Source organism: Pseudomonas sp. ADAK7, assembly GCF_012935675.1.
Taxonomy (GTDB): domain Bacteria; phylum Pseudomonadota; class Gammaproteobacteria; order Pseudomonadales; family Pseudomonadaceae; genus Aquipseudomonas.
Genome location: NZ_CP052861.1, coordinates 6,214,387 through 6,239,452, shown reverse-complemented (window position 1 = coordinate 6,239,452; position 25,066 = coordinate 6,214,387). Strand labels below are relative to the sequence as shown.

At 55.7% G+C, this 25,066-nt stretch carries 19 protein-coding genes, 6 tRNA genes and 3 rRNA genes; 9 read left to right on the top strand and 19 right to left on the bottom strand.

Annotation, left to right across the window (positions count from 1 at the left end; genetic code table 11):
- Positions 1-19: 19 nt before the first annotated feature.
- From flgA to HKK53_RS28660, 4 genes are all read left to right on the top strand, one after another.
- Positions 20-781 (top strand): flagellar basal body P-ring formation chaperone FlgA, encoded by a 762-nt coding sequence (flgA, locus tag HKK53_RS28675; RefSeq protein ID WP_169373537.1) that lies wholly within the window; start codon positions 20-22, stop codon positions 779-781.
- A gap of 149 nt (positions 782-930) precedes the next feature.
- Positions 931-1,257, top strand: coding sequence for a flagellar biosynthesis anti-sigma factor FlgM (gene flgM, locus HKK53_RS28670; protein ID WP_123407131.1), 327 nt, complete (start codon positions 931-933; stop codon positions 1,255-1,257).
- Between the two features lie 49 nt (positions 1,258-1,306).
- Positions 1,307-1,774 (top strand): flagella synthesis protein FlgN, encoded by a 468-nt coding sequence (locus tag HKK53_RS28665; RefSeq protein WP_169373536.1) that lies wholly within the window; start codon positions 1,307-1,309, stop codon positions 1,772-1,774.
- 90 nt (positions 1,775-1,864) lie between these two features.
- Positions 1,865-2,611 carry a flagellar brake protein gene (locus tag HKK53_RS28660; protein WP_169373535.1) on the top strand — a complete coding sequence of 249 codons (747 nt, stop codon included), beginning with the start codon at positions 1,865-1,867 and terminating at the stop codon, positions 2,609-2,611.
- Positions 2,612-2,677: 66 nt separating this feature from the next.
- Here the strand turns inward: HKK53_RS28660 and HKK53_RS28655 are convergent, their stop codons facing one another.
- From HKK53_RS28655 to HKK53_RS28640, 4 genes are all read right to left on the bottom strand, one after another.
- A complete protein-coding gene (locus HKK53_RS28655; RefSeq protein WP_169373534.1) occupies positions 2,678-4,069 on the bottom strand; it encodes an MFS transporter in 1,392 nt (463 codons plus the stop codon).
- A gap of 69 nt (positions 4,070-4,138) precedes the next feature.
- Entirely contained in the window at positions 4,139-5,380 is a 1,242-nt protein-coding gene (locus HKK53_RS28650) for a glutamine synthetase family protein (RefSeq protein ID WP_178117507.1), read from the bottom strand.
- 227 nt (positions 5,381-5,607) lie between these two features.
- Positions 5,608-6,297: a sensor histidine kinase gene (locus HKK53_RS28645; protein WP_169373532.1), complete on the bottom strand. Its 690-nt coding sequence runs from the start codon at positions 6,295-6,297 to the stop codon at positions 5,608-5,610.
- Positions 6,294-7,898, bottom strand: a complete 1,605-nt coding sequence (locus HKK53_RS28640) for a tetratricopeptide repeat-containing response regulator (protein WP_169373531.1) — start codon at positions 7,896-7,898, stop codon at positions 6,294-6,296. Before HKK53_RS28640 ends, HKK53_RS28645 begins: the two co-directional genes overlap by 4 nt.
- A gap of 279 nt (positions 7,899-8,177) precedes the next feature.
- Here HKK53_RS28640 and HKK53_RS28635 point away from each other — a divergent pair, with 279 nt between their 5' ends.
- Positions 8,178-9,548: a lysozyme inhibitor LprI family protein gene (locus HKK53_RS28635; protein WP_169373530.1), complete on the top strand. Its 1,371-nt coding sequence runs from the start codon at positions 8,178-8,180 to the stop codon at positions 9,546-9,548.
- Between the two features lie 142 nt (positions 9,549-9,690).
- Here the strand turns inward: HKK53_RS28635 and rrf are convergent.
- The 6 genes from rrf to HKK53_RS28605 all read right to left on the bottom strand — a co-directional run bounded on the left by rrf (position 9,691) and on the right by HKK53_RS28605 (position 15,725).
- Positions 9,691-9,806: ribosomal RNA gene (rrf, locus tag HKK53_RS28630) — 5S ribosomal RNA — on the bottom strand.
- Positions 9,807-9,964: 158 nt separating this feature from the next.
- Positions 9,965-12,855, bottom strand: a 23S ribosomal RNA gene (locus HKK53_RS28625).
- Positions 12,856-13,089: 234 nt separating this feature from the next.
- Positions 13,090-13,165: transfer RNA gene (locus HKK53_RS28620), tRNA-Ala, on the bottom strand.
- 34 nt (positions 13,166-13,199) lie between these two features.
- Positions 13,200-13,276, bottom strand: a tRNA-Ile gene (locus tag HKK53_RS28615).
- A gap of 83 nt (positions 13,277-13,359) precedes the next feature.
- A 16S ribosomal RNA gene (locus HKK53_RS28610) occupies positions 13,360-14,898 on the bottom strand.
- The 16S, 23S and 5S rRNA genes sit together here with 2 tRNA genes alongside, the layout of an rRNA operon.
- Positions 14,899-15,648: 750 nt before the next feature.
- Positions 15,649-15,725 (bottom strand) — tRNA-Arg (locus tag HKK53_RS28605).
- A 291-nt stretch (positions 15,726-16,016) separates the two neighbouring features.
- Here HKK53_RS28605 and HKK53_RS28600 point away from each other — a divergent pair.
- On the top strand, positions 16,017-16,250 hold the full coding sequence (locus HKK53_RS28600; RefSeq protein ID WP_169373529.1) for a hypothetical protein: 234 nt from the start codon (positions 16,017-16,019) through the stop codon (positions 16,248-16,250).
- Between the two features lie 22 nt (positions 16,251-16,272).
- A complete protein-coding gene (locus HKK53_RS28595; RefSeq protein WP_169373528.1) occupies positions 16,273-16,452 on the top strand; it encodes a PA3371 family protein in 180 nt (59 codons plus the stop codon).
- On the opposite strand, the gene phnN is transcribed toward HKK53_RS28595, so the two are convergent.
- A complete protein-coding gene (gene phnN, locus HKK53_RS28590) occupies positions 16,427-16,999 on the bottom strand; it encodes a phosphonate metabolism protein/1,5-bisphosphokinase (PRPP-forming) PhnN (RefSeq protein WP_169373527.1) in 573 nt (190 codons plus the stop codon). The two genes, HKK53_RS28595 and phnN, sit on opposite strands and share 26 nt — an antisense overlap.
- Positions 17,000-17,120: 121 nt before the next feature.
- Positions 17,121-17,276, bottom strand: a complete 156-nt coding sequence (locus HKK53_RS28585) for a hypothetical protein (protein ID WP_169373526.1) — start codon at positions 17,274-17,276, stop codon at positions 17,121-17,123.
- Positions 17,277-17,386: 110 nt separating this feature from the next.
- On the opposite strand from HKK53_RS28585, the gene HKK53_RS28580 reads away from it, so the two are divergent.
- Positions 17,387-17,713: an Arc family DNA-binding protein gene (locus HKK53_RS28580; RefSeq protein WP_003178899.1), complete on the top strand. Its 327-nt coding sequence runs from the start codon at positions 17,387-17,389 to the stop codon at positions 17,711-17,713.
- 102 nt (positions 17,714-17,815) lie between these two features.
- Here the strand turns inward: HKK53_RS28580 and mgtE are convergent, their stop codons facing one another.
- Positions 17,816-19,258, bottom strand: a complete 1,443-nt coding sequence (mgtE, locus tag HKK53_RS28575; RefSeq protein WP_149657762.1) for a magnesium transporter — start codon at positions 19,256-19,258, stop codon at positions 17,816-17,818.
- A 319-nt stretch (positions 19,259-19,577) separates the two neighbouring features.
- Between mgtE and HKK53_RS28570 the strand changes: the two genes are divergently transcribed.
- Complete coding sequence (locus tag HKK53_RS28570; RefSeq protein WP_169373525.1) at positions 19,578-20,096, top strand: cell envelope protein SmpA; 519 nt, start codon at positions 19,578-19,580, stop codon at positions 20,094-20,096.
- 19 nt (positions 20,097-20,115) lie between these two features.
- Here HKK53_RS28570 and HKK53_RS28565 read toward each other — a convergent pair.
- The 6 genes from HKK53_RS28565 to alaS form a co-directional block, all read right to left on the bottom strand.
- Positions 20,116-20,192: transfer RNA gene (locus HKK53_RS28565), tRNA-Arg, on the bottom strand.
- 72 nt (positions 20,193-20,264) lie between these two features.
- Positions 20,265-20,341: transfer RNA gene (locus tag HKK53_RS28560), tRNA-Arg, on the bottom strand.
- 107 nt (positions 20,342-20,448) lie between these two features.
- Positions 20,449-20,539, bottom strand: a tRNA-Ser gene (locus HKK53_RS28555).
- 62 nt (positions 20,540-20,601) lie between these two features.
- Positions 20,602-20,790: a carbon storage regulator CsrA gene (csrA, locus tag HKK53_RS28550; protein ID WP_003178872.1), complete on the bottom strand. Its 189-nt coding sequence runs from the start codon at positions 20,788-20,790 to the stop codon at positions 20,602-20,604.
- Positions 20,791-20,979: 189 nt separating this feature from the next.
- Positions 20,980-22,221: an aspartate kinase gene (locus HKK53_RS28545; RefSeq protein WP_123407338.1), complete on the bottom strand. Its 1,242-nt coding sequence runs from the start codon at positions 22,219-22,221 to the stop codon at positions 20,980-20,982.
- Positions 22,222-22,311: 90 nt separating this feature from the next.
- The gene (gene alaS, locus HKK53_RS28540) at positions 22,312-24,930 is read right to left on the bottom strand and encodes an alanine--tRNA ligase (protein ID WP_169373524.1); all 2,619 of its coding nucleotides are present in this window, start codon (positions 24,928-24,930) and stop codon (positions 22,312-22,314) included.
- Between the last annotated feature and the right edge of the window lie 136 nt (positions 24,931-25,066).

Below are 25,066 nucleotides of genomic sequence, written 5' to 3'. Positions count from 1 at the left end.
CGCTTGCTTTTTAACCCGTATGAACGAACAAACGACATTTTTCCGACGCCTGACATCAACCTACCGCAAATGGCTGTGCGTGGTGTCGGCTGTTTGCTTACTACCCGTTGGCAGCCCTGCCGTTGCTGACGCGGTTACCTTGCCTGATATGCTTATCGGCGTGACTCAGGGCTTTCTTGAATTCACCGTAGAAGACTATCTCGCTACCAGTCAAACGGAAGGCCGCTACGAAATCGAGGTCAAGCAGCTCGATCCACGCCTGCGCATGCCCATGTGCGACAAGGAATTGACAGCCACACTGGAGAGCCCGGCGACCCCGATTGGCCGGGTCACGGTCAAGGTTCGCTGTGAGGGCAACTCCCCGTGGACAGTGTTCGTACCCGCTCAAGTGCGCCTGTTTCGAGACGTTGTCACCACCACCCGGCCCCTCAAGCGTGCCGGAATTATCGAACCCGGTGACGTCGCTCTGCGCGAGCGGGATATCAGCCTGATCAACCAGGGCTATTTCACCTCGGTCGACCAGGCCATCGGGCAGAAACTTACCCGACCAACGGTCGGTGATCAGGTGATTACCCTGGTCCATCTGGAACAGGCGGAAGTGGTGCGCAAAGGCGACCAGGTGGTGATTACCGCCCGCAGTGGTACGCTCAGTGTGCGGATGCCCGGCGAAGCACTCTCCAATGGCGGCCTGGCGGAACAGATACGCGTGAAAAACCTCAATTCCATGCGGGTCATCAAGGCGCAAGTCACCGCGCCGGGCCAAGTGGAAGTGTCCATGTAGAGGTCAGGCTATGGCGCTCTGGCAGGCTGTTACCTAAACTGTGCCCATGCAGCGCTGGCGCATGCAGCTCATTGCATAAATGAGCCTAAAGTTTTCGCAGGTAATGCCGAAAACATGGCAAGCGTCCAAATACCCAGAGGTTTTTTATCATGGTCATCGATTTCAGCCGTTTAAACAGCTCCTCGTCACTTACGGGCAGTACACGTACCAGCGTTGCCAAGGAAACCGCCGACGCCGGCAAATCCGCACCGCTGAATACCCCGGCCGAACAGGCCAGTACCGTCAAAAGCGGGGAGTCGGTACATCTCAGCAATGAGGCTCAACAGTTGCAGAAGGTCACTGACAAGCTGCGCGATCAGCCTGCCGTCGACAACGCCCGTGTGGCCGAGTTGAAAGCAGCGATTGCCGATGGCAGCTATAAAGTCGACAGCAGCCGTGTAGCCAGCAAACTGCTCAACTTCGAAGCCCAGCGCTAGGCCCACCGCCTGCGCCAGGCTTTTGGACGCTTAAAACCCAAGGCCAGCCATGCACGACACTAATCTACTGCAACTGATCACCGACGACTTTGCTCCAGCGCAACGCTTGCTGGAGTTACTGCAAACCGAGTCCCTCGCCTTGCACGGTCGCGACATGCCTCTGCTCGAAGAGATTCTGGCGCAGAAACAGGCATTGATCATTTTGCTCGAACAGCATGGCCGCAAGCGCAGCGAAATCCTCGCCAGCCTCAACCTGCCCATCGATCGCAGTGGCCTGGAGCAACTCGCCAGCCATTCAAGCATCGGCGATCAGTTGCTGGCGCAGGGCGATGTGCTGACCGATCTCCTGGCTCAATGCCAGGTGGCCAACGTAAAGAATGGCCAGTCGATCCTGATGCAACAGGCCGCCACGGCCAATCAGCTGAAAATCCTCACCGGTGGCGAACCTCCAGCGCTTTATGACGCCCGCGGCTCAACCGCCAAGATGGCAAAGCCACGCCCGCTCAGTCAGGCGTGAGCCCGTCAATTGAGCACACCCTATCAAGACGCGAAACATGCTGGCAGAATGCCTGCCAGTAGTCATATTTTGTCTGGAGATTGATGAACCGTGTTCAATGCCTCAAGCGCGGAAGACGCTCCGCAACCACCCAAGGTGCTCACCACACCCCTGGAAATCTCCGGCAACCTGCGCCAGCTGCAAGACAGCCATGATCCGCTGATCATCACGTTCCATGAGCGCAGTCAGCGCTTCCAGAGCTATCTGGTGGACATCGACCGTGACAGCAACATGATGGCGCTGGACGAAATGATCCCCCGCGATGGTGAACGCTTCCTGCTGGCCGGTGAACCCTTCCGGGTCGAGGGCTTCCACGATGGCGTGCGCATTGCCTGGGACAGCAATGGTCCGCTGACCATTGACGAGTCCGGTGGTGGTCGTTGCTACCGTGGCGCGTTGCCGTCCGAAGTGGTTTACCACCAGCGTCGCAATGCCTTTCGCGCGGCATTGAAGCTGGCGCAACTGGTCAATGTCGAACTGGGCGGCGAAAAGCTCAAGTCGCCGATCAACGGCAAGTTGCTGGACATCTCCGCCACCGGCTGCAAACTGCGCTTCGAGGGCGACATCACCTCCAGCCTGCAATTGGGCCAGGTCTACGACCGTTTCGTCGCCGCCCTGCCCTTCGGCAGCATGACCGCCCCGGTTGAATTGCGTTATCTGCACTTCGAAGAACGAATCTCCATCACCTTCGCCGGCGTCCGCTTTCACAACATGAGCGGCCTGGTGCAACGGCAGGTCGAGCGCTTCGTCTATCAGCTGCAACGCGAAGCCCGGCGCTTCGACAAAGACGACATGTGATCACGCCTCGTCAATAAAAAACGGGCAGTCCCTTGCGGTGACTGCCCGTTTTTTTATGCCTCGATTTTAAGGCCTGGCCTCGGTGAAGCTTTGTTCGCGACCGGTGTCCGGATCTTCTGGATCTTCTGGATCAGTCGGGTCTTCGGGAGTTGGATCTGGTTCCGGTTCCGGTTCCGGCTCTGGTTCCGGCTCGATCGGATTCTGCATCTGATCCTGTACCACCTGCTCATCCACCCGTGGGTCGAGGGCCGCCACCAGTGGGGAACTCGACATACTGTCGGGCATGGCCACGTGATGCAGCGGTGCATCGTCGACCACATGCAGATTGGTCACCGCTTTTGGGCGGATCCGCCACACCAGCACCAATGCGAAGAAACTGAAGAAGGCATACAACATGTGGCTGCCAAACAGCTTCATCAGCACCCCGGCCACCAACGGCCCGATGCTGGCGCCAACGCCGTAGGTCACCAACAGCATCGCCGTCAGCGACACCCGGCGATCACCCTCGACGTGGTCATTGGAAAACGCCACCGCCAACGGGTACAGGCAGAACTGCACCAGCGAACAGAGGAACCCGGCAATGAACAGCACCTCCAGCGGCACCTGCTGCATGATCGCCAGCGGCAACGCAGCCAGGGCCAGGCAAAAAGCAAACGTGCGGATCAGCAGCGCCCGGTCGTAGCGATCGGACAACCAGCCCAACGGCCACTGCACCACCAGCCCGGCAAAAATGCAGCTACCCATGAACAGACCGACCTGCTCGGTGGACAACCCCTGCTGCGAGGCATACAGCGGTGCCAGGCCGTAGAACGAACCGACGATCAACCCTGCGCCCAACACCGTGCTCAACGACTGCGGCACGCGCTGGATGAAGAACCGTGGCTCCATGGGTGCCGGATGCAACGGCGCCGGGTGAATGCGCCGCGTCAGGGCCACCGGCACCAGGCACAACGCGAAACACAGGGCGACCAGCATCAGCAGTTCCAGACCGAGGGCCGGGTGCAGGACCAGAATCAATTGACCCAACACCAGGCCCAGGTACGAGGCAATCATGTAGCCACTGAACACCAGGCCACGCTGCTTGGCCTCCGCCTGCTCATTGAGCCAGCTTTCGATCACCATGTACTGGCACATCATGCCCAGGCCGACAATGACCCGCAGAAACAACCAGGCGGGCAGCCAGTCAATCAAGCCGTGGCCCAACACGGCCGCGCCGACAATCCCGGCGCACGCCGCGTAGGCACGAATGTGCCCGACCCGGGCAATCAATCGGTGACCGATCTTGCCGCCCAGCACCAGGCCGAAATAGTTGGCCGCCATCAACGCACCGACCCACAGCCCATCCACATGGTCAGCAGCCAGGCGCAGGGCCAGATAAGTACTTAAAAGGCCTGAGCCGATCAACATCATCAGCGAGGCAAAATACAGCGCTCGAAAGGATTTCCAGATTTGGCGCATCGGCGTTCCGAGCGGCTCCTTGCAGTGGAATCGGGCTATCGAAAACGATAGCCCGAAGACGACGGATCGTCAGGCCTGGGCTGCTAAAACACGCCGTTCCCAGGGAGTAATTTCATCAAAGAAGCTGGTCAACTCCATGGACTTCGAAGCGATGTAGCCTTCGATGAACTCCTTGCCAAACAGTTCCTTCGCCAATTGACTACGTTTCAGACGTTCAAGGGCCGCATGCAAGGTACATGGCAACGAAAGATTGTCCGGCACCACGAATTCACCCTGGATCGCCTCGCTCGGCTCCAGTTCGTTTTCGATACCGTACAACCCGGCAGCCAGGCTCGCGGCGATCGCCAGGTACGGATTGGCATCGGCGCCAGGCAAGCGATTCTCCACCCGACGGGCCACCGGCGAACTGGCCGGAATACGCAAACCCGCGGCCCGATTGTCGTGGGACCAGCAGGCATTATTCGGTGACGCAAACGGGTGGCATAAACGCTGGTACGAATTGACGTTCGGCGCAAACAAGGCCGTGAAGTCTGCCATGCCGGCCTGCTGACCGCCGATGAAATGACGGAAGGTCGCCGTCGGGTCCCCGGCCTTGTCGCTGAACACGTTACGCCCGCTGCCGATCTCGACGATGCTCTGGTGAATGTGCATCGAACTGCCCGGCGTGTGGGCCAGCGGCTTGGCCATGCACACCACCGTCAGGCCATGCTTGAGCGCGACTTCCTTGAGCAGGTGCTTGAACAGGAAAGTCTGGTCGGCCAGCAGCAGCGGATCGCCATGCAACAGATTGATCTCGAACTGACTGACGCCCATCTCGTGCATGAAGGTGTCGCGAGGCAAGCCCAGGGCCGCCATGCACTCGTAGACTTCACTGAAGAATGGGCGCAAGCCGTTATTGGAACTGACACTGAACGCCGAATGACCGTCCTCGCGCCGCCCGTCCAGGCCCAAGGGCGGCTGGAACGGTTGCGTCGGGTCGGGATTGGGCGCGAAGACGAAGAACTCAAGCTCGGTTGCCACCACTGGCGCCAGGCCTCGCGCGGCATAACGGGCGATAACGGCTTTGAGCTGACCACGAGTCGATAGTGAGGAACTCTCCCCGGTCAGCTCGTCCGCATCGCAAATGGCGAAGGCCCGGGGTTGCTTGCTCCAGGGCAAGCGGTGGATCTGCGCCGGATCCGGCACCAGCGCCAGGTCGCCATCATCGCTGCCGTAAAAGCGCGCTGGCGGATATCCGCCCATGATGCATTGCAGCAGCACACCCCGCGCCATCTGCAACCGTCGCCCTTCGAGGAAACCCTCGGCGGTCATTACTTTGCCCCGTGGTACGCCGTTCAAATCCGGCGTGACACATTCAATCTCATCAATGCCCGTCAATCGCTGAGCGAGTGAACGCTGGCCATCGGTTGTCATGACGCAATCCTTGTTGTTGTGCGAGCCGCGAACGGCGACCCGTACAAAATAGGCTCCGCCCGTTCGGAATATCAAGCATCGGCGAACAAAAAGCGGGACAACGTCGTAAACCGGTAAAGGCGACCTCAGGGCAGGTAGAGGCTGAAGACGCCGCCACCCAGCGGGCCGCCATTGCTGATTCGTGTGAAGCCACCGACGCCATTGCGTTGATGCAATGCCGCGATCCGCCCGGCGAAGTACAGGCCCAGGCCCGTGCTGCCGGTGCTGTGATTGATACCCTGCACGTAATCAGCCTGGCGCTCGATCATCTCGGGCGGATAACCCTCGCCATCATCGTTGATGGTGATCACCAACTGACCGGCCTCGTCGCTGACCGTGACCAGCAAAGCATCCTTGGCATAGCGAATCGCATTGTTGATGCTGTTGGCCAGCACCGAAGCGATCAGTTCCCGGTCGAAGAAACCCAACGGGCTCAGCGGATCGACTTCGTACGTCGCCATGATGCCGCGACTGGCGAACACCTCTTGATGCGCCGCCAATTGCGCTTCAATAAAGTCGTCCAGTTCGTGATAAGCCGGCTGCAACGGCATCTGGTTGACGCCGAGCTTATACAGCCCCAGCAACTGCACCAGCATGCCGTTGAGGTGGGCAAATTCGAAGTCGATAACACCTTGCTCCCTGGAGTGCTGCTGATCAGGCAACCGCGCCAGCCATTGGCTGTGGGCCTGCATCAACATGGTCAGGGAGTTCTTCATGTCGTGCACGGTAGAGGCAATCACCGTGGAGAAATCGAGTGCCTGTTCGCTGTCGCTCATTCGCCAAACGCCTTGCTTCGCAGCTTCTGATAACGGGAAAAACGCGGGTCGGTATCGGGCATCAGGCCCACCATTTTCAGGCAGGCTCGACACTCTTCAAGTTCCACCGAAGGCGCGCTGGCGTCGGTGCCATGCAGCAGTGACTGCGCCATGTTCAGCGCAATACTGATGTTCTTCGGTTGCAGCGCCAGGGCTTTGCGGAACACGTCCCGCGCTTCCACCAGGTTGCCGGTCTTGTAGACCCGCACGCCTTGACGGTTGAGGTCGGCGGCGGCGTTACCGGCATTGAGGATGGTCGGGTCGTCGGTCAACTTGGCGATGCCTTGCATCACCGTCGGGTCGTCGCCGTAGATCTCGGCACAGTTTTTCAGCATCGAGGCACCGGCACTGGCCTGTCCGAGCATTTGCAGTTGCTTGGCCACCAGCAGCGCCGCTTCGGCACTCATGAATTGCTCCATGCCATCGAGGCGCATCATCGCTTGTTCGGTGAGCTTCTCGGCGGTCTCGGCATCGTTGAGCAGCAGGCTGGTGGCTTTCATCAGCCGCGCACGAATCTGCAGGCCGGGGTCGGAGGGATTCTCCTTGGCCACCGCGCTGAGGGTCGTGTTGATTTCCAGGCGGGTGCGGGTGTCCAGCCCCTTTTCACTGCCTTTGCTGATCAAGGCGTGAGCCAGGCCCAGATTGCTTTCCGCGTCCTTGAAACGGGACTGAGCGCCTTGGGCCACTGCCTGACGATAGGCTTTGGAAGCGGTTTCAAAATCTTCGTTGGTCATTGCCAACTTACCCAGCAATGCTTGCCGGCGCACCGCCAATGGCGACAGGCGAATGGCTTCCTCCAACACACGCTGGGCGCCCTTGGTATCGCCTTCGGCGACCAGCACATCAGCCATGCCATCGTAGAGCGCCGGCATCATCGGGAACACCTTCAGCGCTTTTTCGTAGACGCCTTTGGCTTGGCCGACCTGACCGCGCTTGAACAGCAATTTGCCCAACCCGGCAAACGCCCAGGGCAAAGGCCGATCAGCAATGATGCTGTCGTAGAGTCGCTCCAACGCCTCATTCTGATTCAGGTCGCGCAGGGCATCGGCGCGAAAACGCAGGCACAACGGCGAGTAGCGGATGTCCTGCTTGCACAAGGCGATACAGGCGTTGAGCACCTCCACCGGTTTACCACGGTCAAGCGCCTGCAGGATCGGCTTGAGCAAGGTTTTGCGCTGCACCAGCCGTTCCAGCCGCTGGGCCAGGCCGGAACGATTGAACGGCTTGGTCAGGTAAGCGTCGGGCTCGTGCTCCAGGGCACTGAGCACCATGGCCTGACTGGTCTCGGCGGTGACCATGACAAACACGCTTTCATGGCTGATCAGCTTCTCGATCATCAGGTCTTCGAGCACCTGCTGACCGTTCTTCTTGCCATCGCCAAGATGAAAATCCTGCAGGATGAAATCGTAGGACTTCTGCGCACACATGCGCAGCGCCTGTTCACCGGTATCAGCGGTGTCGACATCCTTGACGCCCAGCTCCCGCAGCATGGACCTGACGGAACTGCGGAAATCCGAGAAATCATCGACGATCAGAAAACTCTTTTGGTGATACGACAGCATCGAAGATTTCCAGGCAATTTAAGAAGAACAACCCAAAGACAGATACACGGCCTCGCTGCCCCTTTCGGCGCGCAGATAATAACTGCAGGCCAAAGGCTATCAAGCGATTTATCCAGTTGTCGCAAGCAAAGAGAACAGCGACCGTTCGGGTTATCGGCCAGTAGTGGCGTTCCCTTGAAGCGGCGGGCGTATAAACATGCATTTGGATGCGCGGATGCGGGCCTTGATGCACACTTGGGGAGCGACGTACTTACTCTATGAACTCAAGGTCTGATTACTGTGTACACCAAAGGACGCTGCATTTTGTCTGCTTGTGCTTTGCTAGCTACCCCGCATGCACTGGCGACTGGAATGGACTGTACAAAAGCGGCAAGCACCGTTGAGAAAACCATCTGTGCGAATCCGGCGTTGTATGAACTGGATACTCAGATGGGTTCGGTTTATCGAGGTGTGATTGATGCCAACCCGCAAGTGAAATCCAACCTGAAGACTGCCCAACGGCTTTGGCTGAAAACCCGGGATCAGTGTGCTGAAAACGTGGATTGCCTTGACCAGCGTTATCGGGAGCGTCTGCAGACGCTGCAAGAGCAACGGAATGAAGCTGCCGCCAATCAGCCAGCGGGAAGCGTCAAGTTGATGTTGGATGACGTGAGGCAAGCGATTCTAACGGCCAGTAAAACCGATGCCGAATTTCCGCTGGAGCGGGCACTTCACACACTGGCGATCAAGACGGGTACCACGTCTTTTTCAAACGAGGCGGATAACGGTAATGCCTTTGAAGAGGCGCACTTTCCGAAGAAGATGCCCGAGGGCGTTACCCAGGATGAATGGCAGGCCCTCACAAACTCTAAAGTCGCGGGCGCGGGTGAGAACGGCAATACCTCATATATGTTGATTGACCTGGATGGAGATGGTCTACGGGATCTCGTCGTCGACACTTACGCAGGTGGTACCGGGCTATTTTCCTTTATAGAAACGTTTCGTCGGACTGGCGACGTATTTGTCAGACGGGTAAGTACGGGGGATGCTGAAAGTTCTCTGTTTTCCCTCAATGATCGCGGTGCCAACCAGTCAGTCAACTGGATAAATATTCGTGGCCAGGTTTATGCCGCTTACCGAAACAGCTACTACGGCATCGATCAGGTTTACTTTCTTGATCCGTTTAAGGTTCCCGGCTCAGTTCCGATTGTGGCCGTCAATTATCGCTATCAACTGTGGGTGCCGAAGATTCAAAAAGATGAGGCCAGTGGCTCCAGCATCAGACTGGACGGTGCGCTGCATAAAGCACTGACTCAGGCATTGGGCAAAGTCAGCAAAATTGAGGCGAAAGATGTTGGGGATCAAAGCAGCCCTCTGTGCCCAATCCCGTCGACAGGGGAAGGTGATGGCGCTTACTACAGCTATGGCACGGGGCATTACACCTTTGAAATCGTCGGTGACATGTCTGTCGTGATTGGTGAGCAGTGCTATATCGGCAGGTTGATGGACTGGTTTGGTGGTTACAGCGAGAAAAATGGGCTGTATGCGGAACTCCACCTGCGAAAACCAGACTTCGAGGGCGATGAGCGCAGTTATCAAGTGAATGGACGACGTCGCATGACCGATGTAACGACTTCGGTTGGTCAGTTCGAAGGGGAAAATGGCGGCTGATAGGCAGCTTGGGTTACAGGCGTAAAAAAGCCCCACCCGTTAATTCTGGTGGGGCTTTTTAATTTGTGTCTTTTTCGGTCACTTTCTCGCGGGCAAAACAAAACCCCTACCTGCATACGCAGATAGGGGTTTCGGAATTTAATCTTGACGATGACCTACTCTCACATGGGGAAACCCCACACTACCATCGGCGATGCATCGTTTCACTGCTGAGTTCGGGATGGGATCAGGTGGTTCCAATGCTCTATGGTCGTCAAGAAATTCGGTAGCCAGGTCGTTTGCCTTTTCAGGTTCACGCTCCAGCGAATGGGTATGCGATAGATTTGTGTGTTTTTTTGCTGCGAACTTTCGGTTCATTGCGTCTTCACACACCGCAATCTGGTCTCTCTCGAGTTCACAAATTGCTTGGGTGTTATATGGTCAAGCCTCACGGGCAATTAGTATTGGTTAGCTCAACGCCTCACAGCGCTTACACACCCAACCTATCAACGTCGTAGTCTTCGACGGCCCTTCAGGGGACTCAAGGTCCCAGTGAGATCTCATCTTGAGGCTAGTTTCCCGCTTAGATGCTTTCAGCGGTTATCTATTCCGAACATAGCTACCCGGCAATGCCACTGGCGTGACAACCGGAACACCAGAGGTTCGTCCACTCCGGTCCTCTCGTACTAGGAGCAGCCCCTCTCAAATCTCAAACGTCCACGGCAGATAGGGACCGAACTGTCTCACGACGTTCTAAACCCAGCTCGCGTACCACTTTAAATGGCGAACAGCCATACCCTTGGGACCGGCTTCAGCCCCAGGATGTGATGAGCCGACATCGAGGTGCCAAACACCGCCGTCGATATGAACTCTTGGGCGGTATCAGCCTGTTATCCCCGGAGTACCTTTTATCCGTTGAGCGATGGCCCTTCCATACAGAACCACCGGATCACTAAGACCTACTTTCGTACCTGCTCGACGTGTCTGTCTCGCAGTCAAGCGCGCTTTTGCCTTTATACTCTACGACCGATTTCCGACCGGTCTGAGCGCACCTTCGTACTCCTCCGTTACTCTTTAGGAGGAGACCGCCCCAGTCAAACTACCCACCATACACTGTCCTCGATCCGGATAACGGACCTGAGTTAGAACCTCAAAGTTGCCAGGGTGGTATTTCAAGGTTGGCTCCACGCGAACTGGCGTCCACGCTTCAAAGCCTCCCACCTATCCTACACAAGCAAATTCAAAGTCCAGTGCAAAGCTATAGTAAAGGTTCACGGGGTCTTTCCGTCTAGCCGCGGATACACTGCATCTTCACAGCGATTTCAATTTCACTGAGTCTCGGGTGGAGACAGCGCCGCCATCGTTACGCCATTCGTGCAGGTCGGAACTTACCCGACAAGGAATTTCGCTACCTTAGGACCGTTATAGTTACGGCCGCCGTTTACCGGGGCTTCGATCAAGAGCTTCGCGTTAGCTAACCCCATCAATTAACCTTCCGGCACCGGGCAGGCGTCACACCCTATACGTCCACTTTCGTGTTTGCAGAGTGCTGTGTTTTTAATAAACAGTCGCAGCGGCCTGGTATCTTCGACCGGCATGGGCTTACGCAGTAAATGCTTCACCCTCACCGGCGCACCTTCTCCCGAAGTTACGGTGCCATTTTGCCTAGTTCCTTCACCCGAGTTCTCTCAAGCGCCTTGGTATTCTCTACCCAACCACCTGTGTCGGTTTGGGGTACGGTTCCTGGTTACCTGAAGCTTAGAAGCTTTTCTTGGAAGCATGGCATCAACCACTTCGTGTTCTAAAAGAACACTCGTCATCAGCTCTCGGCCTTAGAATCCCGGATTTACCTAAGATTCCAGCCTACCACCTTAAACTTGGACAACCAACGCCAAGCTGGCCTAGCCTTCTCCGTCCCTCCATCGCAATAACCAGAAGTACAGGAATATTAACCTGTTTTCCATCGACTACGCTTTTCAGCCTCGCCTTAGGGACCGACTAACCCTGCGTCGATTAACGTTGCGCAGGAAACCTTGGTCTTTCGGCGTGGGTGTTTTTCACACCCATTGTCGTTACTCATGTCAGCATTCGCACTTCTGATACCTCCAGCAAGCTTCTCAACTCACCTTCACAGGCTTACAGAACGCTCCTCTACCGCATCACCTAAGTGATACCCGTAGCTTCGGTGTATGGTTTGAGCCCCGTTACATCTTCCGCGCAGGCCGACTCGACTAGTGAGCTATTACGCTTTCTTTAAAGGGTGGCTGCTTCTAAGCCAACCTCCTAGCTGTCTAAGCCTTCCCACATCGTTTCCCACTTAACCATAACTTTGGGACCTTAGCTGACGGTCTGGGTTGTTTCCCTTTTCACGACGGACGTTAGCACCCGCCGTGTGTCTCCCATGCTCGGCACTTGTAGGTATTCGGAGTTTGCATCGGTTTGGTAAGTCGGGATGACCCCCTAGCCGAAACAGTGCTCTACCCCCTACAGTGATACATGAGGCGCTACCTAAATAGCTTTCGAGGAGAACCAGCTATCTCCGAGCTTGATTAGCCTTTCACTCCGATCCACAGGTCATCCGCTAACTTTTCAACGGTAGTCGGTTCGGTCCTCCAGTTAGTGTTACCCAACCTTCAACCTGCCCATGGATAGATCGCCCGGTTTCGGGTCTATTCCCAGCGACTAGACGCCCTATTAAGACTCGCTTTCGCTACGCCTCCCTATTCGGTTAAGCTCGCCACTGAAAATAAGTCGCTGACCCATTATACAAAAGGTACGCAGTCACCCAACAAAGTGGGCTCCCACTGCTTGTACGCATACGGTTTCAGGATCTATTTCACTCCCCTCTCCGGGGTTCTTTTCGCCTTTCCCTCACGGTACTAGTTCACTATCGGTCAGTCAGTAGTATTTAGCCTTGGAGGATGGTCCCCCCATATTCAGACAAAGTTTCTCGTGCTCCGTCCTACTCGATTTCATGACTAAGAGATTTTCGCGTACAGGGCTATCACCCACTATGGCCGCACTTTCCAGAGCGTTCCGCTAATCTCAAAGCCACTTAAGGGCTAGTCCCCGTTCGCTCGCCACTACTAAGGGAATCTCGGTTGATTTCTTTTCCTCAGGGTACTTAGATGTTTCAGTTCCCCTGGTTCGCTTCTTAAGCCTATGTATTCAGCTTAAGATACCTAACTTATGTTAGGTGGGTTCCCCCATTCAGACATCTCCGGATCAAAGTCTGTTTGCCGACTCCCCGAAGCTTTTCGCAGGCTACCACGTCTTTCATCGCCTCTGACTGCCAAGGCATCCACCGTATGCGCTTCTTCACTTGACCATATAACCCCAAGCAATCTGGTTATACTGTGAAGACGACATTCGCCGAAAATTCGCAATTACTCACAAATTTTACCTTAGCCTGATCCGTTACCAGTGAAAGTAACGTTCAGTCTATCTTTCTATCACATACCCAAATTTTTAAAGAACGATCTAATCAAAGACTAGAAATCAACATTCATCACCGTCTTGGTGGAATGCTCATTTCTAAGCTTTCAACAAACAGAAGCAGTAGTGGTGGAGCCAAACGGGATCGAACCGTTGACCTCCTGCGTGCAAGGCAGGCGCTCTCCCAGCTGAGCTATGGCCCCGTATTTCTACAGGCGTTTCCCACACAAGCAAAATTGGTGGGTCTGGGCAGATTCGAACTGCCGACCTCACCCTTATCAGGGGTGCGCTCTAACCAACTGAGCTACAGACCCAATTTCGGGCTGCTTCTTTATCGTCTTCTTCAATGAATCAAGCAATTCGTGTGGGAACTTATGGAGCAGCTGATGTCGTCGATTAAGGAGGTGATCCAGCCGCAGGTTCCCCTACGGCTACCTTGTTACGACTTCACCCCAGTCATGAATCACACCGTGGTAACCGTCCTCCCGAAGGTTAGACTAGCTACTTCTGGTGCAACCCACTCCCATGGTGTGACGGGCGGTGTGTACAAGGCCCGGGAACGTATTCACCGCGACATTCTGATTCGCGATTACTAGCGATTCCGACTTCACGCAGTCGAGTTGCAGACTGCGATCCGGACTACGATCGGTTTTCTGGGATTAGCTCCACCTCGCGGCTTGGCAACCCTCTGTACCGACCATTGTAGCACGTGTGTAGCCCAGGCCGTAAGGGCCATGATGACTTGACGTCATCCCCACCTTCCTCCGGTTTGTCACCGGCAGTCTCCTTAGAGTGCCCACCATAACGTGCTGGTAACTAAGGACAAGGGTTGCGCTCGTTACGGGACTTAACCCAACATCTCACGACACGAGCTGACGACAGCCATGCAGCACCTGTCTCAATGTTCCCGAAGGCACCAATCCATCTCTGGAAAGTTCATTGGATGTCAAGGCCTGGTAAGGTTCTTCGCGTTGCTTCGAATTAAACCACATGCTCCACCGCTTGTGCGGGCCCCCGTCAATTCATTTGAGTTTTAACCTTGCGGCCGTACTCCCCAGGCGGTCAACTTAATGCGTTAGCTGCGCCACTAAGAGCTCAAGGCTCCCAACGGCTAGTTGACATCGTTTACGGCGTGGACTACCAGGGTATCTAATCCTGTTTGCTCCCCACGCTTTCGCACCTCAGTGTCAGTATCAGTCCAGGTGGTCGCCTTCGCCACTGGTGTTCCTTCCTATATCTACGCATTTCACCGCTACACAGGAAATTCCACCACCCTCTACCATACTCTAGCTCGACAGTTTTGAATGCAGTTCCCAGGTTGAGCCCGGGGATTTCACATCCAACTTAACGAACCACCTACGCGCGCTTTACGCCCAGTAATTCCGATTAACGCTTGCACCCTCTGTATTACCGCGGCTGCTGGCACAGAGTTAGCCGGTGCTTATTCTGTCGGTAACGTCAAAACACTTACGTATTAGGTAAATGCCCTTCCTCCCAACTTAAAGTGCTTTACAATCCGAAGACCTTCTTCACACACGCGGCATGGCTGGATCAGGCTTTCGCCCATTGTCCAATATTCCCCACTGCTGCCTCCCGTAGGAGTCTGGACCGTGTCTCAGTTCCAGTGTGACTGATCATCCTCTCAGACCAGTTACGGATCGTCGCCTTGGTGAGCCATTACCTCACCAACTAGCTAATCCGACCTAGGCTCATCTGATAGCGCAAGGCCCGAAGGTCCCCTGCTTTCTCCCGTAGGACGTATGCGGTATTAGCGTCCGTTTCCGAGCGTTATCCCCCACTACCAGGCAGATTCCTAGGCATTACTCACCCGTCCGCCGCTCGCCACCAGGTACAAGTACCCGTGCTGCCGCTCGACTTGCATGTGTTAGGCCTGCCGCCAGCGTTCAATCTGAGCCATGATCAAACTCTTCAGTTCAAACATCTTTGGGTTTTTAAGAAACCCTAAACTTGGCTCAGCAATCGTTGGTTACATCTTTGATTTCTCGCGGAGTAACTTGTGATGCTGATAATCTTGTTGACTATCAGTCTGACTCCACAAGCACCCACACGAATTGCTTGATTCAGTTGTTAAAGAGCGGCGGGTTAAGATCTTTCGTCTCAACCGAGGCGCGCATTCTACAGCAGCGCCAGTTACTGTCAAGCGGTTATTTTCAGAAGTTTTCAAAGTTTCCTTTGCAACTTCAACCACTTGCGCTTCCGATCTCTCGTTAGCGGGAGGCGAATTCTACAGCGTTACTCGCTGCTGTCAACACCTCTTTTGTTCCGCTTTCGACCGAGAAGATCGAACCGTCAATCGAGCCAAACAACACCGCTCAACCAACTCCTTCTGGGCTTCGATGACCTGAAGCAACTCGCTGTCGAAAACTGCGTAACTCTTTGTTTACCAAAGAGTTTTCCGTTTCGACTGCGCCGGAAGTGGGGCGAATTATAGACTTCCAGAATCTGCCGTCAAGCGATGATTTGGTTTTTCTATCAATAACTTGCAGAAAGCAGGCAAACACTCCGGAGAGCAGAAAGCTTCCTCTATATAGAAGAGAACCTCAAAGCCCCCAACCTCCCGGAAAGCACCCACGAAAAATGCATCCAGACCCAACGCCCGCTTAAGGAAGCGATTGAGAACCAGAAAGAGAATTCAGGGATGAAGAGGCTAAGCTGAAAGGAAAAGTGGTGTCCCAGGGCAGGTTCGAACTGCCAACCTTCCCCTTAGGAGGGGGATGCTCTATCCAATTGAGCTACTGAGACACAAGTCGCCCGCGAGAACCGCAGTACGATGGACGGCGAGCATGTTAACGGGCAGGCCCGCTTTTGTCATGTCGTCCTTCGGCTTTTTAAGTGTAGGCAATCGCCTCACACCCCCAAAGGCATTGCCTGCCGTGCAAATTGCATCACCCCAAAAAGCCATCATTGCAAATTGCACTGACACCTTTTTGCCATTAAACCCCAATCCATTGTTTTTAAAGGATTTAATAGCCGTTAGACTCTTGGCATGCGGACTGCTTTAACTATTCTCCAAGAACAATGGAGGATAACCCCATGCACGGCGCCTTATTACTCTCGAATGCGATCGCCCTGACCGTGCTGCTTGGCTTTCAATTAATCCCCGAGGGTAACGCAGAAGTGGTTGCCCAGCGCATGCCCCACTACCTCCAACTGCAGAAAGCACCTCAATTGGCGGTCATGAGTGACCAGCACATGTTTGTAAATCAGGAAGTGAGTCAAGAGAGCTCTCCGCTACAGACACCATCTTCCGAACGATTGATATTTTGACTTTCCCTACCAGGAGCACCGCATGTCCAAATCAGCCACTGGATTTTTTATCCTGGCCTTGTTGAGTGGCATCCTTCATCTATCCCTGGATCAGGACACAATGCTCACCGTGCCGTTAATTGCCTGCGGCGTCTTTGGGGCATTGTTCGTACTGGCATTGATCGCCGGACGTCGAATCAAATTTGACCCGGTTTTACGCTAAGCCCCAGCAGACGCAGAAGATTGGAAACTGTGCCAGCCAAGTCGCCGGAATTATCGAGTCGCTGGATTGAAGTATCACCGATCGAATCGCCAACTGCGAATAGCCTGTTGCGTCGAAGCCTGGCGTCAATGTCCTCCAGGCTCTCACGCCCCCGCCGCAACAACCGCTCGCGTAACACTCCCTCCTTGACCGTGAGCAGCACTGGCAGAATCGCCGGATAGCGCTCCAGCGCGACCGGTAAATACTCCCGAGAACCATTGACCAGAACGTCGCGCCCATTTTGGAGCCACTGATCGATTTCAACGGGAATACCGTAATCCAAGCCATTGGCGCGCCAAAAGAGCGCGAAGCCACCCTTCTCCTTGCGCCGCTCGAACTCCTCAGGCGTAACCCCTACGGCGTCCTCACCTACAGATTCGGCTGAACGTGTGATGACCCGCCGCACCACTTCGCAACCCAGCGCCTGCAAAGGCTCTCGCGCCGCATCGATGAGACTGTCTTTACCAGCCCCCGACGGCCCCATCAGATAAATCAATCTGCCATCCATCCTGAAATCATCCCGCACGACAGGTTCGCCTCTAGTAAATCGGCCATTTGCCACTATCCTCTATAAGGCAAGGAACGATGATCGAATCCGCACAGCATGCACCTTCAGGCGTCTCAGGACATCACCTGCCGGGCAACAGGACGCGGTCAGAGATATGGGCCAGGGTAAACTTTTCAAACCAGTCCGCATTTCTGATAATTGGTGCTGGCATAACGCCTTTATCCAGTTCAATATTTGTCACAGAATTGACGCCAATGAACTGGCTACTTTGAGGCATGATGCGAGCCTCTATCAATTCAGGTTGAACATTTGGCCAGAGTGCTTGTCCTATCAGACATCCTGCGGCCAATCCCGAGAACCGCTCCCCTGAACTAACCGGTTAAATATATGCGCCCATTGAAACAGGCAATTTATTCCAGCCGTACGGCTGACAAGTTTGTCGTACGTCTGCCAGACGGAATGCGTGAACGCATTGCCGAGGTGGCTCGCAATCATCATCGCAGCATGAACTCCGAAATCATTGCGCGCCTTGAGCAGAGTCTTATTCAGGAAGGTGCACTGGGCGAAGAGCTGAGCATGCGCCTGGACAGCCCGGAGCTGTCGTTGCACGAACGCGAACTGCTGCAGCGCTTCCGCCAACTCTCCCACCGTCAGCAAAACGCTCTTGTTTCGCTGATCGCCCATGACGCTGAAATGGCCGCAGACGCGTCCTGATCCACCCCAAAAAATTCAAGCCAGCATAATCGCTGGCTTTTTTTTGCCTTGAATTTGAGGCACAAAAAAGCCCGCCAATATGGCGGGCTTTCAAGATTCAAGTCAAAGCAGGAAGATGGTCGCCAACCCAAGGAAGATGAAGAACCCACCGCTGTCGGTCATGGCAGTGATCATTACACTGGCACCCATTGCCGGGTCGCGCCCCAGGCGTGCCAGAGTCATGGGAATCAATACCCCCATCAGCGCCGCCAGTAACAAGTTAAGCGTCATCGCTGCAGTCATTACGACACCAAGGGACCAACTTCCATAGAGCAAATAGGCGACGACACCAATTACCCCGCCCCAGACCAGGCCATTGATCAAGCCGACCGCGAGCTCCTTGCGCATCAAGCGCGAGGTATTGCCGGTACTGACCTGGTCCAGCGCCATGGCCCGAACGATCATGGTAATCGTCTGGTTACCTGAGTTGCCACCAATCCCCGCCACGATAGGCATCAATGCTGCGAGCGCCACCAGCTTCTCGATGGAGCCTTCGAACAGGCCAATTACCCGGGAGGCTACAAACGCAGTCACCAGGTTCACCGCCAGCCAGGACCAGCGGTTACGCAGGGATTTCCAGACTGACGCGAAAATGTCTTCTTCTTCGCGCAGACCCGCCATGTTGAGAACTTCGTTTTCGCTCTCTTCACGAATCAGGTCGACCATTTCATCGATGGTCAAACGACCGATCAGCTTGCCGTTTTTGTCGACCACCGGCGCAGAGATCAAGTCGTAACGCTCGAACGCCTGAGCGGCATCGTAGGCGTCTTCGTCCGGGTGAAAACTCACCGGATCGCTGGCCATGACTTCGGAAACCTGTTTATCCGGATCGTTGACCAGCAACCGCTTGATGGGCAGCACACCCTTGAGTACGCCGTCGTAGTCGACCACGAACAACTTGTCGGTGTGCCCCGGCAACTCCTTGAGACGACGCAGGTAACGCAGAACCACTTCGAGACTGACATCCTCACGGATCGTCACCATCTCGAAGTCCATCAGTGCGCCGACCTGCTCCTCGTCATAGGACAACGCGGAGCGAACGCGCTCACGCTGTTGACCATCAAGGGTTTCCATCAGCTCATGGACGACGTCTCGCGGCAGCTCGGAAGCCAGGTCAGCAAGTTCGTCGGCATCCATGTCCTTGGCCGCAGCCAGGAGCTCGTGATCGTCCATGTCGGCGATCAGCGTTTCACGAACCGAATCGGATACTTCGAGAAGGATGTCGCCGTCACGATCAGCCTTGACCAATTGCCAGAGCGTCAGACGATCGTCCAGCGGCAAGGCTTCAAGGATGTAGGCAACGTCGGCGGAGTGCAGATCATCGAGCTTGCGTTGCAGCTCGACGAGATTTTGCCGGTGAACCAGGTTCTCGACCCGGTCGTGATGCGGACCTTCCTGGCGATGAGTCAGGTCTTCGACCACTCGCTGACGCTGCAACAGCTCAACGACTTGAGCGAGGCGGTCCTGCAAGCTTTCCTGCGTTTTCTTTACTTCAACTTCAGACATAGGCGAACTCCACTCCCAGCAGCGGGGCACGCCGGAAGGATCAATCAGTCAATTCATGATTGGAAAAACGGGGTACTGAACAACTACTGGGTAAGTCCATGGAGGTTTTCCATAAGCCCCGGCGGGGCTGACGGGCGCAATGATACACCGCCTGACGGTTTAAAACGTTAAAAAATCGCGGCTGAAACAAGCGCTTGCAAGACAAACCTGAGCCCTGTCTTCAGACATCAATTGCGACGACTTATCCTGAAAAGAAAACACAACGCACTCGAAAAAAGTAACAGCTACCCTTCAGATTGAACGTCATGGAGGACGCCGAATGCCATCGAACACACATCTGCTCTTGCTGACCACCCTGCTCTGCCTGCCAATCATGCTGCTTGCTGCGACCGTTCACCGATGCGAGGCACCTGACGGAGGCATTACCTTTACTACGATGAGCTGCAAGGCCAATGAGAGCCTTTCACTCCAGACCGCTCACCCCTTCATGCCAGGCACCACCTACGCGATCATGCCCGAAGCCACCACTCAGCAAACCCCAGGCGCGAATGCAAATAGAAGAGAGCCAACCGTCGTCGGTCAATCAGAGGACAAATGTGGCAACCTGATCAACGCCAAGCAGCGTCGCGAAGCGATCATCAATCAACGGGTGATTGCCGGCATGACTCAGCAGGACGTCGAAAGCGCCCTCGGCAAACCGGACAAGATCAGTATTCGTAATTCGGCCACGAGCTACCGTTATGACCTCAAGCGAGGTCGCAGCGCACATGTCGAGTTCGATGAGAAAGGATGTGTCAAAGGAAAAGCCAAACCCCAGACGGCAAAAAGCCCGCGTTAAACGCGGGCTTTTTGGTGTTTGGTGCACTCGACAGGATTCGAACCTGTGACCGCTCGGTTCGTAGCCGAGTACTCTATCCAGCTGAGCTACGAGTGCATTTTGTGTTTTTAAACCAGACCACAACTGGCTGAAGCAAAGTCGCTCGCATTACTGCAAACAACTCTTAAATGGTGCACTCGACAGGATTCGAACCTGTGACCGCTCGGTTCGTAGCCGAGTACTCTATCCAGCTGAGCTACGAGTGCATTTGTTGCCGCGCATTATAGGCCGTCTAATCTCTATGTCAAACACTTTTTCTAGTAATTTCAACAACTTACCGAAGAAGCCAGATTACAACGTACTACGCAAATAATGGCGGAGAACGGGGGATTCGAACCCCCGACACCCTTTTGAGGTGTACTCCCTTAGCAGGGGAGCGCCTTCGGCCACTCGGCCAGCTCTCCGCAACACGGGGCGTATCTTAACCAACCTTTTCCCCGTTTGCAAACATAAAAAACGATAAAAATTAATGGCTTGGTTCGTCGTCCTTCTCTTTCTTGATCCGCAGGTAGATTTCCTCGCGGTGAACAGCAACCTCTTTCGGTGCGTTAACACCAATACGCACTTGATTTCCTTTAACGCCGAGCACGGTCACAGTGATTTCGCCATCACCAATAATCAGGCTTTCTGCGCACCGACGAGTCAGAATCAGCATACCTTTCTCCTCACGCATTTCAGTTCAGGGACAACAGTCTGCAAAAAAAAGGCACTCGACCTACAACCGGAACGATCGCAGCCCTACATGCCTGAGTATTGACCAGCGCGAGCAAAAGAACAGAGTCCTGGGTCGCGCCATTCAAAAAAGACGAAGGGCGCGGTCAGACCGCGCCCTTCGGTAAACGCATCACTCGCCCTGACGGGCCGGCGCGTCCAGTTCGAAAGCCGTGTGCAGAGCGCGCACAGCCAGTTCCAGGTACTTCTCTTCGATCACCACGGAGACTTTGATTTCCGAGGTCGAGATCATCTGGATATTGATACTTTCCTTGGCCAGGGATTCGAACATACGGCTGGCCACACCTGCGTGTGAACGCATGCCGACGCCGACAATCGAGACCTTGGCGATCTTGATGTCACCCACGACTTCACGGGCACCGATCTCGCGAGCGGTGTTTTCCAGCACGGTTTGCGCGGCCTGGAAGTCATTGCGGTGCACGGTGAAGGTGAAGTCGGTGGTGTTATCGTGCGCAACGTTCTGCACGATCATGTCGACTTCGATGTTCGCGCCACTGATCGGCCCAAGAATCTTGAACGCCACACCCGGGGTGTCTGGCACGCCACGGATGGTCAGCTTGGCTTCATCGCGATTGAAAGCGATGCCGGAAATGATCGGCTGTTCCATGGTTTCCTCTTCATCAATAGTAATGAGGGTGCCCGGACCCTCCTTGAAGCTGTGCAGTACGCGCAGCGGAACGTTGTACTTGCCGGCGAATTCCACCGCACGGATCTGCAACACCTTGGAACCGAGGCTGGCCATTTCCAGCATCTCTTCGAAGGTAATCTTGTCCAGGCGCTGTGCCACGGACACGACGCGCGGGTCGGTGGTGTAGACGCCGTCCACATCGGTGTAGATCTGGCATTCATCAGCCTTCAGGGCTGCTGCCAGCGCCACGCCGGTGGTGTCGGAACCGCCACGACCCAAGGTGGTGATGTTGCCGTGTTCGTCGACGCCCTGGAAACCGGCGACAACCACCACGCGACCTGCCTTCAAGTCACCACGAATCTTCTGATCGTCAATCTGCAAGATACGCGCTTTATTGTGCGCGCTGTCCGTCAGAATCCGTACCTGATTGCCGGTGTAGGACACCGCTGGCACGCCGCGCTTGATCAGCGCCATGGCCAGCAGGGCAATCGTCACCTGCTCACCGGTGGAAACGATCACATCCAGCTCACGGGGAACTGGCTGATTGTCGCCACTGATTTGCTTGGCCAGATCGATCAGACGGTTGGTCTCGCCGCTCATTGCAGACAGCACAACCACCAGGTCATCGCCGGCATCGCGGAATTTCTTAACCTTGTCGGCAACCTGCTCGATTCTCTCGACGGTGCCGACCGAGGTGCCTCCAAATTTCTGTACGATCAAAGCCATTTCAAAGCCGCCTCTGCCCATGAAGGGCGCCCAATAATCACTCAAACAGTTGCCGGACCCGCCACTAGACCGCGCGTCCGGCCAACCGCCTTATAAACCCTGCTCTACAAATGGAACGGTCAGGGCCAATGCCACGTCCAGCGCGCCGGCGTCTACACCACCGCCCTGCGCCATGTCCGGACGACCACCGCCCTTCCCGCCCACTGCCGCAGCAGCTTGCTTCATCAAATCACCGGCTTTGAGTTGGCCAGTCAGGTCCTTGGTTACGCCTGCAACCAGAACGACCTTTTCCTCATGGACACTGCCGAGCAGGATCACTGCGCGGCCGAGTTTGTTTTTCAATTGATCGACCAGCGCCAGCAGCGCCTTGCCGTCCTGACCGTCCAGACGCACGGCCAGCACTTTCACGCCTTTGACATCCAGTGCGCTAGCCGACAGATCGTCGCCCGCCGCGCTGGCAGCCTTGGCTTGCAACTGCTCGAGTTGCTTCTCCAGCAGACGGTTGCGCTCCAGCACAGCCGACAGCTTGTCGATCAGGTTGTCGCGGCTACCCTTGACCAGGTTGGCCGCTTCCTTGAGTTGTTCTTCGGCAGCGTTCAAGTAAGCCAGCGCTTGCGCACCAGTGACCGCTTCGATACGACGCACGCCGGAAGCCACACCGCCTTCGCTGATGATTTTCAGCAAGCCGATGTCGCCGGTACGGTTGGCGTGGATGCCACCGCACAGCTCGACGGAAAAATCACCGCCCATGCTCAGCACACGCACGTTGTCGCCGTACTTCTCGCCAAACAGCGCCATGGCGCCTTTTTGCTTGGCGGTTTCAATATCGGTTTCTTCGGTTTCAACCGCGGAGTTCTTGCGAATCTCGGCGTTGACGATGTCTTCCAAGGCTTTCAACTGCTCAGGCTTGATGGCTTCGAAGTGGCTGAAGTCAAAGCGCAGGCGCTGACTGTCGACCAACGAACCTTTCTGTTGAACGTGTTCGCCCAACACCTGACGCAATGCCGCGTGCAGCAAGTGCGTCGCCGAGTGGTTCAGCGACGTGGCGTGGCGTACTTCGGCATCGACATGCGTCTCTACCGGCGCGCCGATGGTCAGGCTGCCCAACACCGCCACGCCGTGGTGCAGGAATGCACCGCCAGTCTTGGTGGTGTCGCGCACGTCGAAACGGCTGCTGCCGACTTGCAGATAACCGCAATCGCCAATCTGGCCGCCGGATTCAGCGTAGAACGGCGTCTGGTTGAGAACGATCACGCCCTCTTCACCTTCACTCAAGACGTCGACCGACTGACCTTCTTTATAGATAGCGACAATTTTCGCCGAACCGCTGGTGGCCTTGTAGCCGGTGAATTCGGTCGCCACGTCAACCTTGACCAACGTGTTGTAGTCGAGGCCGAAGGAGCTGGCCGAACGCGCACGCACGCGCTGGGCTTCCATTTCACGCTCGAAACCAACTTCGTCGACGGTCAGGTTGCGTTCGCGGGCGATGTCAGCGGTCAGGTCCATCGGGAAACCGTAGGTGTCATACAGCTTGAACACCACGTCGCCCGGCACCACGGTGCCTTTGAGTTCCAGCAGATCCTGCTCGAGAATCTTCAGGCCGTGCTCCAGGGTCTTGGAGAACTGCTCTTCTTCAGCCTTGAGCACGCGCTCGATGTTGGCTTGTTGCTGCTTGAGTTCCGGGAAGGCTTCGCCCATCTCGGCCACCAGCGCAGCCACGATCTTGTAGAAGAAACTGCCGGTCGCGCCCAGCTTGTTACCGTGACGGCAGGCACGACGAATGATCCGGCGCAGCACGTAACCGCGGCCTTCGTTGGATGGCAGCACGCCGTCGGCAATCAGGAAACCGCAGGAACGGATGTGGTCGGAAACCACTTTCAGCGACGACTGATCGTCATTGCTGCAGCCAATGGCCTGGGCCGAAGCGCTCAACAGGTTCTTGAACAGGTCGATTTCGTAGTTGGAATGAACGTGCTGCATCACCGCACTGATCCGCTCCAGGCCCATGCCGGTGTCTACCGACGGCGCTGGCAACGGATGCAACACGCCATCGGCGGTGCGGTTGAACTGCATGAACACGTTGTTCCAGATCTCGATGTAACGGTCACCGTCTTCTTCCGGCGAGCCCGGTGGGCCGCCCCAGATATGGTCGCCGTGATCGTAGAAAATCTCGGTGCACGGACCGCATGGGCCGGTATCGCCCATGGTCCAGAAATTGTCGGACGCGTACGGCGCGCCTTTGTTGTCGCCGATGCGGATCATGCGCTCGACGGGCACGCCGATCTGCTTGGTCCAGATGTCATAGGCCTCGTCATCCGAGGCGTAGACCGTTACCCAGAGTTTTTCCTTGGGCAGCTTCAGGACGTCGGTCAGGAAGGTCCAGGCGTAGGTGATCGCGTCCTGCTTGAAATAGTCACCGAAGCTGAAGTTACCCAGCATTTCGAAAAATGTGTGGTGACGAGCGGTGTAACCGACGTTTTCGAGGTCACTGTTCTTGCCACCGGCGCGCACGCACTTCTGGCTGCTGGTCGCACGGGTGTACGCACGTTTTTCCTGGCCCAGGAAGCAGTCCTTGAACTGGTTCATCCCCGCGTTAGTGAACAGCAGGGTTGGGTCGTTGCCCGGAATCAAAGAGCTGGAGGCTACACGGGTGTGGCCTTGCTCTTCGAAGAAGCGAAGGAAGGCTTCACGGATTTCTGCGCTTTTCATTAGGTTCTTCCACGGAGGCTGCGGCCAAAGGCCTGTGCAAAACGTCATCAGACGAAGCGACGGCAAAGGGCCGCATTATATCGGCCCTGCGCGCGGGGTACAGCGTGTTTATACGATAGAAACGGTCAATTGGACG

Excerpts from the sequence above, each read along its gene's own strand:
- HKK53_RS28545 (WP_123407338.1), bottom strand. The coding sequence starts at position 22,221 with ATGGCTTTGATCGTACAGAAATTTGGAGGCACCTCGGTCGGCACCGTC.
- HKK53_RS28655 (WP_169373534.1), bottom strand. The coding sequence starts at position 4,069 with ATGCGCCAAATCTGGAAATCCTTTCGAGCGCTGTATTTTGCCTCGCTG.
- HKK53_RS28665 (WP_169373536.1), top strand. The coding sequence starts at position 1,307 with ATGCACGACACTAATCTACTGCAACTGATCACCGACGACTTTGCTCCA.
- HKK53_RS28580 (WP_003178899.1), top strand. The coding sequence starts at position 17,387 with ATGCGCCCATTGAAACAGGCAATTTATTCCAGCCGTACGGCTGACAAG.
- HKK53_RS28595 (WP_169373528.1), top strand. The coding sequence starts at position 16,273 with ATGTCCAAATCAGCCACTGGATTTTTTATCCTGGCCTTGTTGAGTGGC.
- HKK53_RS28645 (WP_169373532.1), bottom strand. The coding sequence starts at position 6,297 with ATGAGCGACAGCGAACAGGCACTCGATTTCTCCACGGTGATTGCCTCT.
- mgtE (WP_149657762.1), bottom strand. The coding sequence starts at position 19,258 with ATGTCTGAAGTTGAAGTAAAGAAAACGCAGGAAAGCTTGCAGGACCGC.
- alaS (WP_169373524.1), bottom strand. The coding sequence starts at position 24,930 with ATGAAAAGCGCAGAAATCCGTGAAGCCTTCCTTCGCTTCTTCGAAGAG.
- HKK53_RS28570 (WP_169373525.1), top strand. The coding sequence starts at position 19,578 with ATGCCATCGAACACACATCTGCTCTTGCTGACCACCCTGCTCTGCCTG.
- HKK53_RS28600 (WP_169373529.1), top strand. The coding sequence starts at position 16,017 with ATGCACGGCGCCTTATTACTCTCGAATGCGATCGCCCTGACCGTGCTG.
- HKK53_RS28585 (WP_169373526.1), bottom strand. The coding sequence starts at position 17,276 with ATGCCTCAAAGTAGCCAGTTCATTGGCGTCAATTCTGTGACAAATATT.
- flgA (WP_169373537.1), top strand. The coding sequence starts at position 20 with ATGAACGAACAAACGACATTTTTCCGACGCCTGACATCAACCTACCGC.
- phnN (WP_169373527.1), bottom strand. The coding sequence starts at position 16,999 with ATGGATGGCAGATTGATTTATCTGATGGGGCCGTCGGGGGCTGGTAAA.
- HKK53_RS28650 (WP_178117507.1), bottom strand. The coding sequence starts at position 5,380 with ATGACCGCCGAGGGTTTCCTCGAAGGGCGACGGTTGCAGATGGCGCGG.
- flgM (WP_123407131.1), top strand. The coding sequence starts at position 931 with ATGGTCATCGATTTCAGCCGTTTAAACAGCTCCTCGTCACTTACGGGC.
- csrA (WP_003178872.1), bottom strand. The coding sequence starts at position 20,790 with ATGCTGATTCTGACTCGTCGGTGCGCAGAAAGCCTGATTATTGGTGAT.
- HKK53_RS28640 (WP_169373531.1), bottom strand. The coding sequence starts at position 7,898 with ATGCTGTCGTATCACCAAAAGAGTTTTCTGATCGTCGATGATTTCTCG.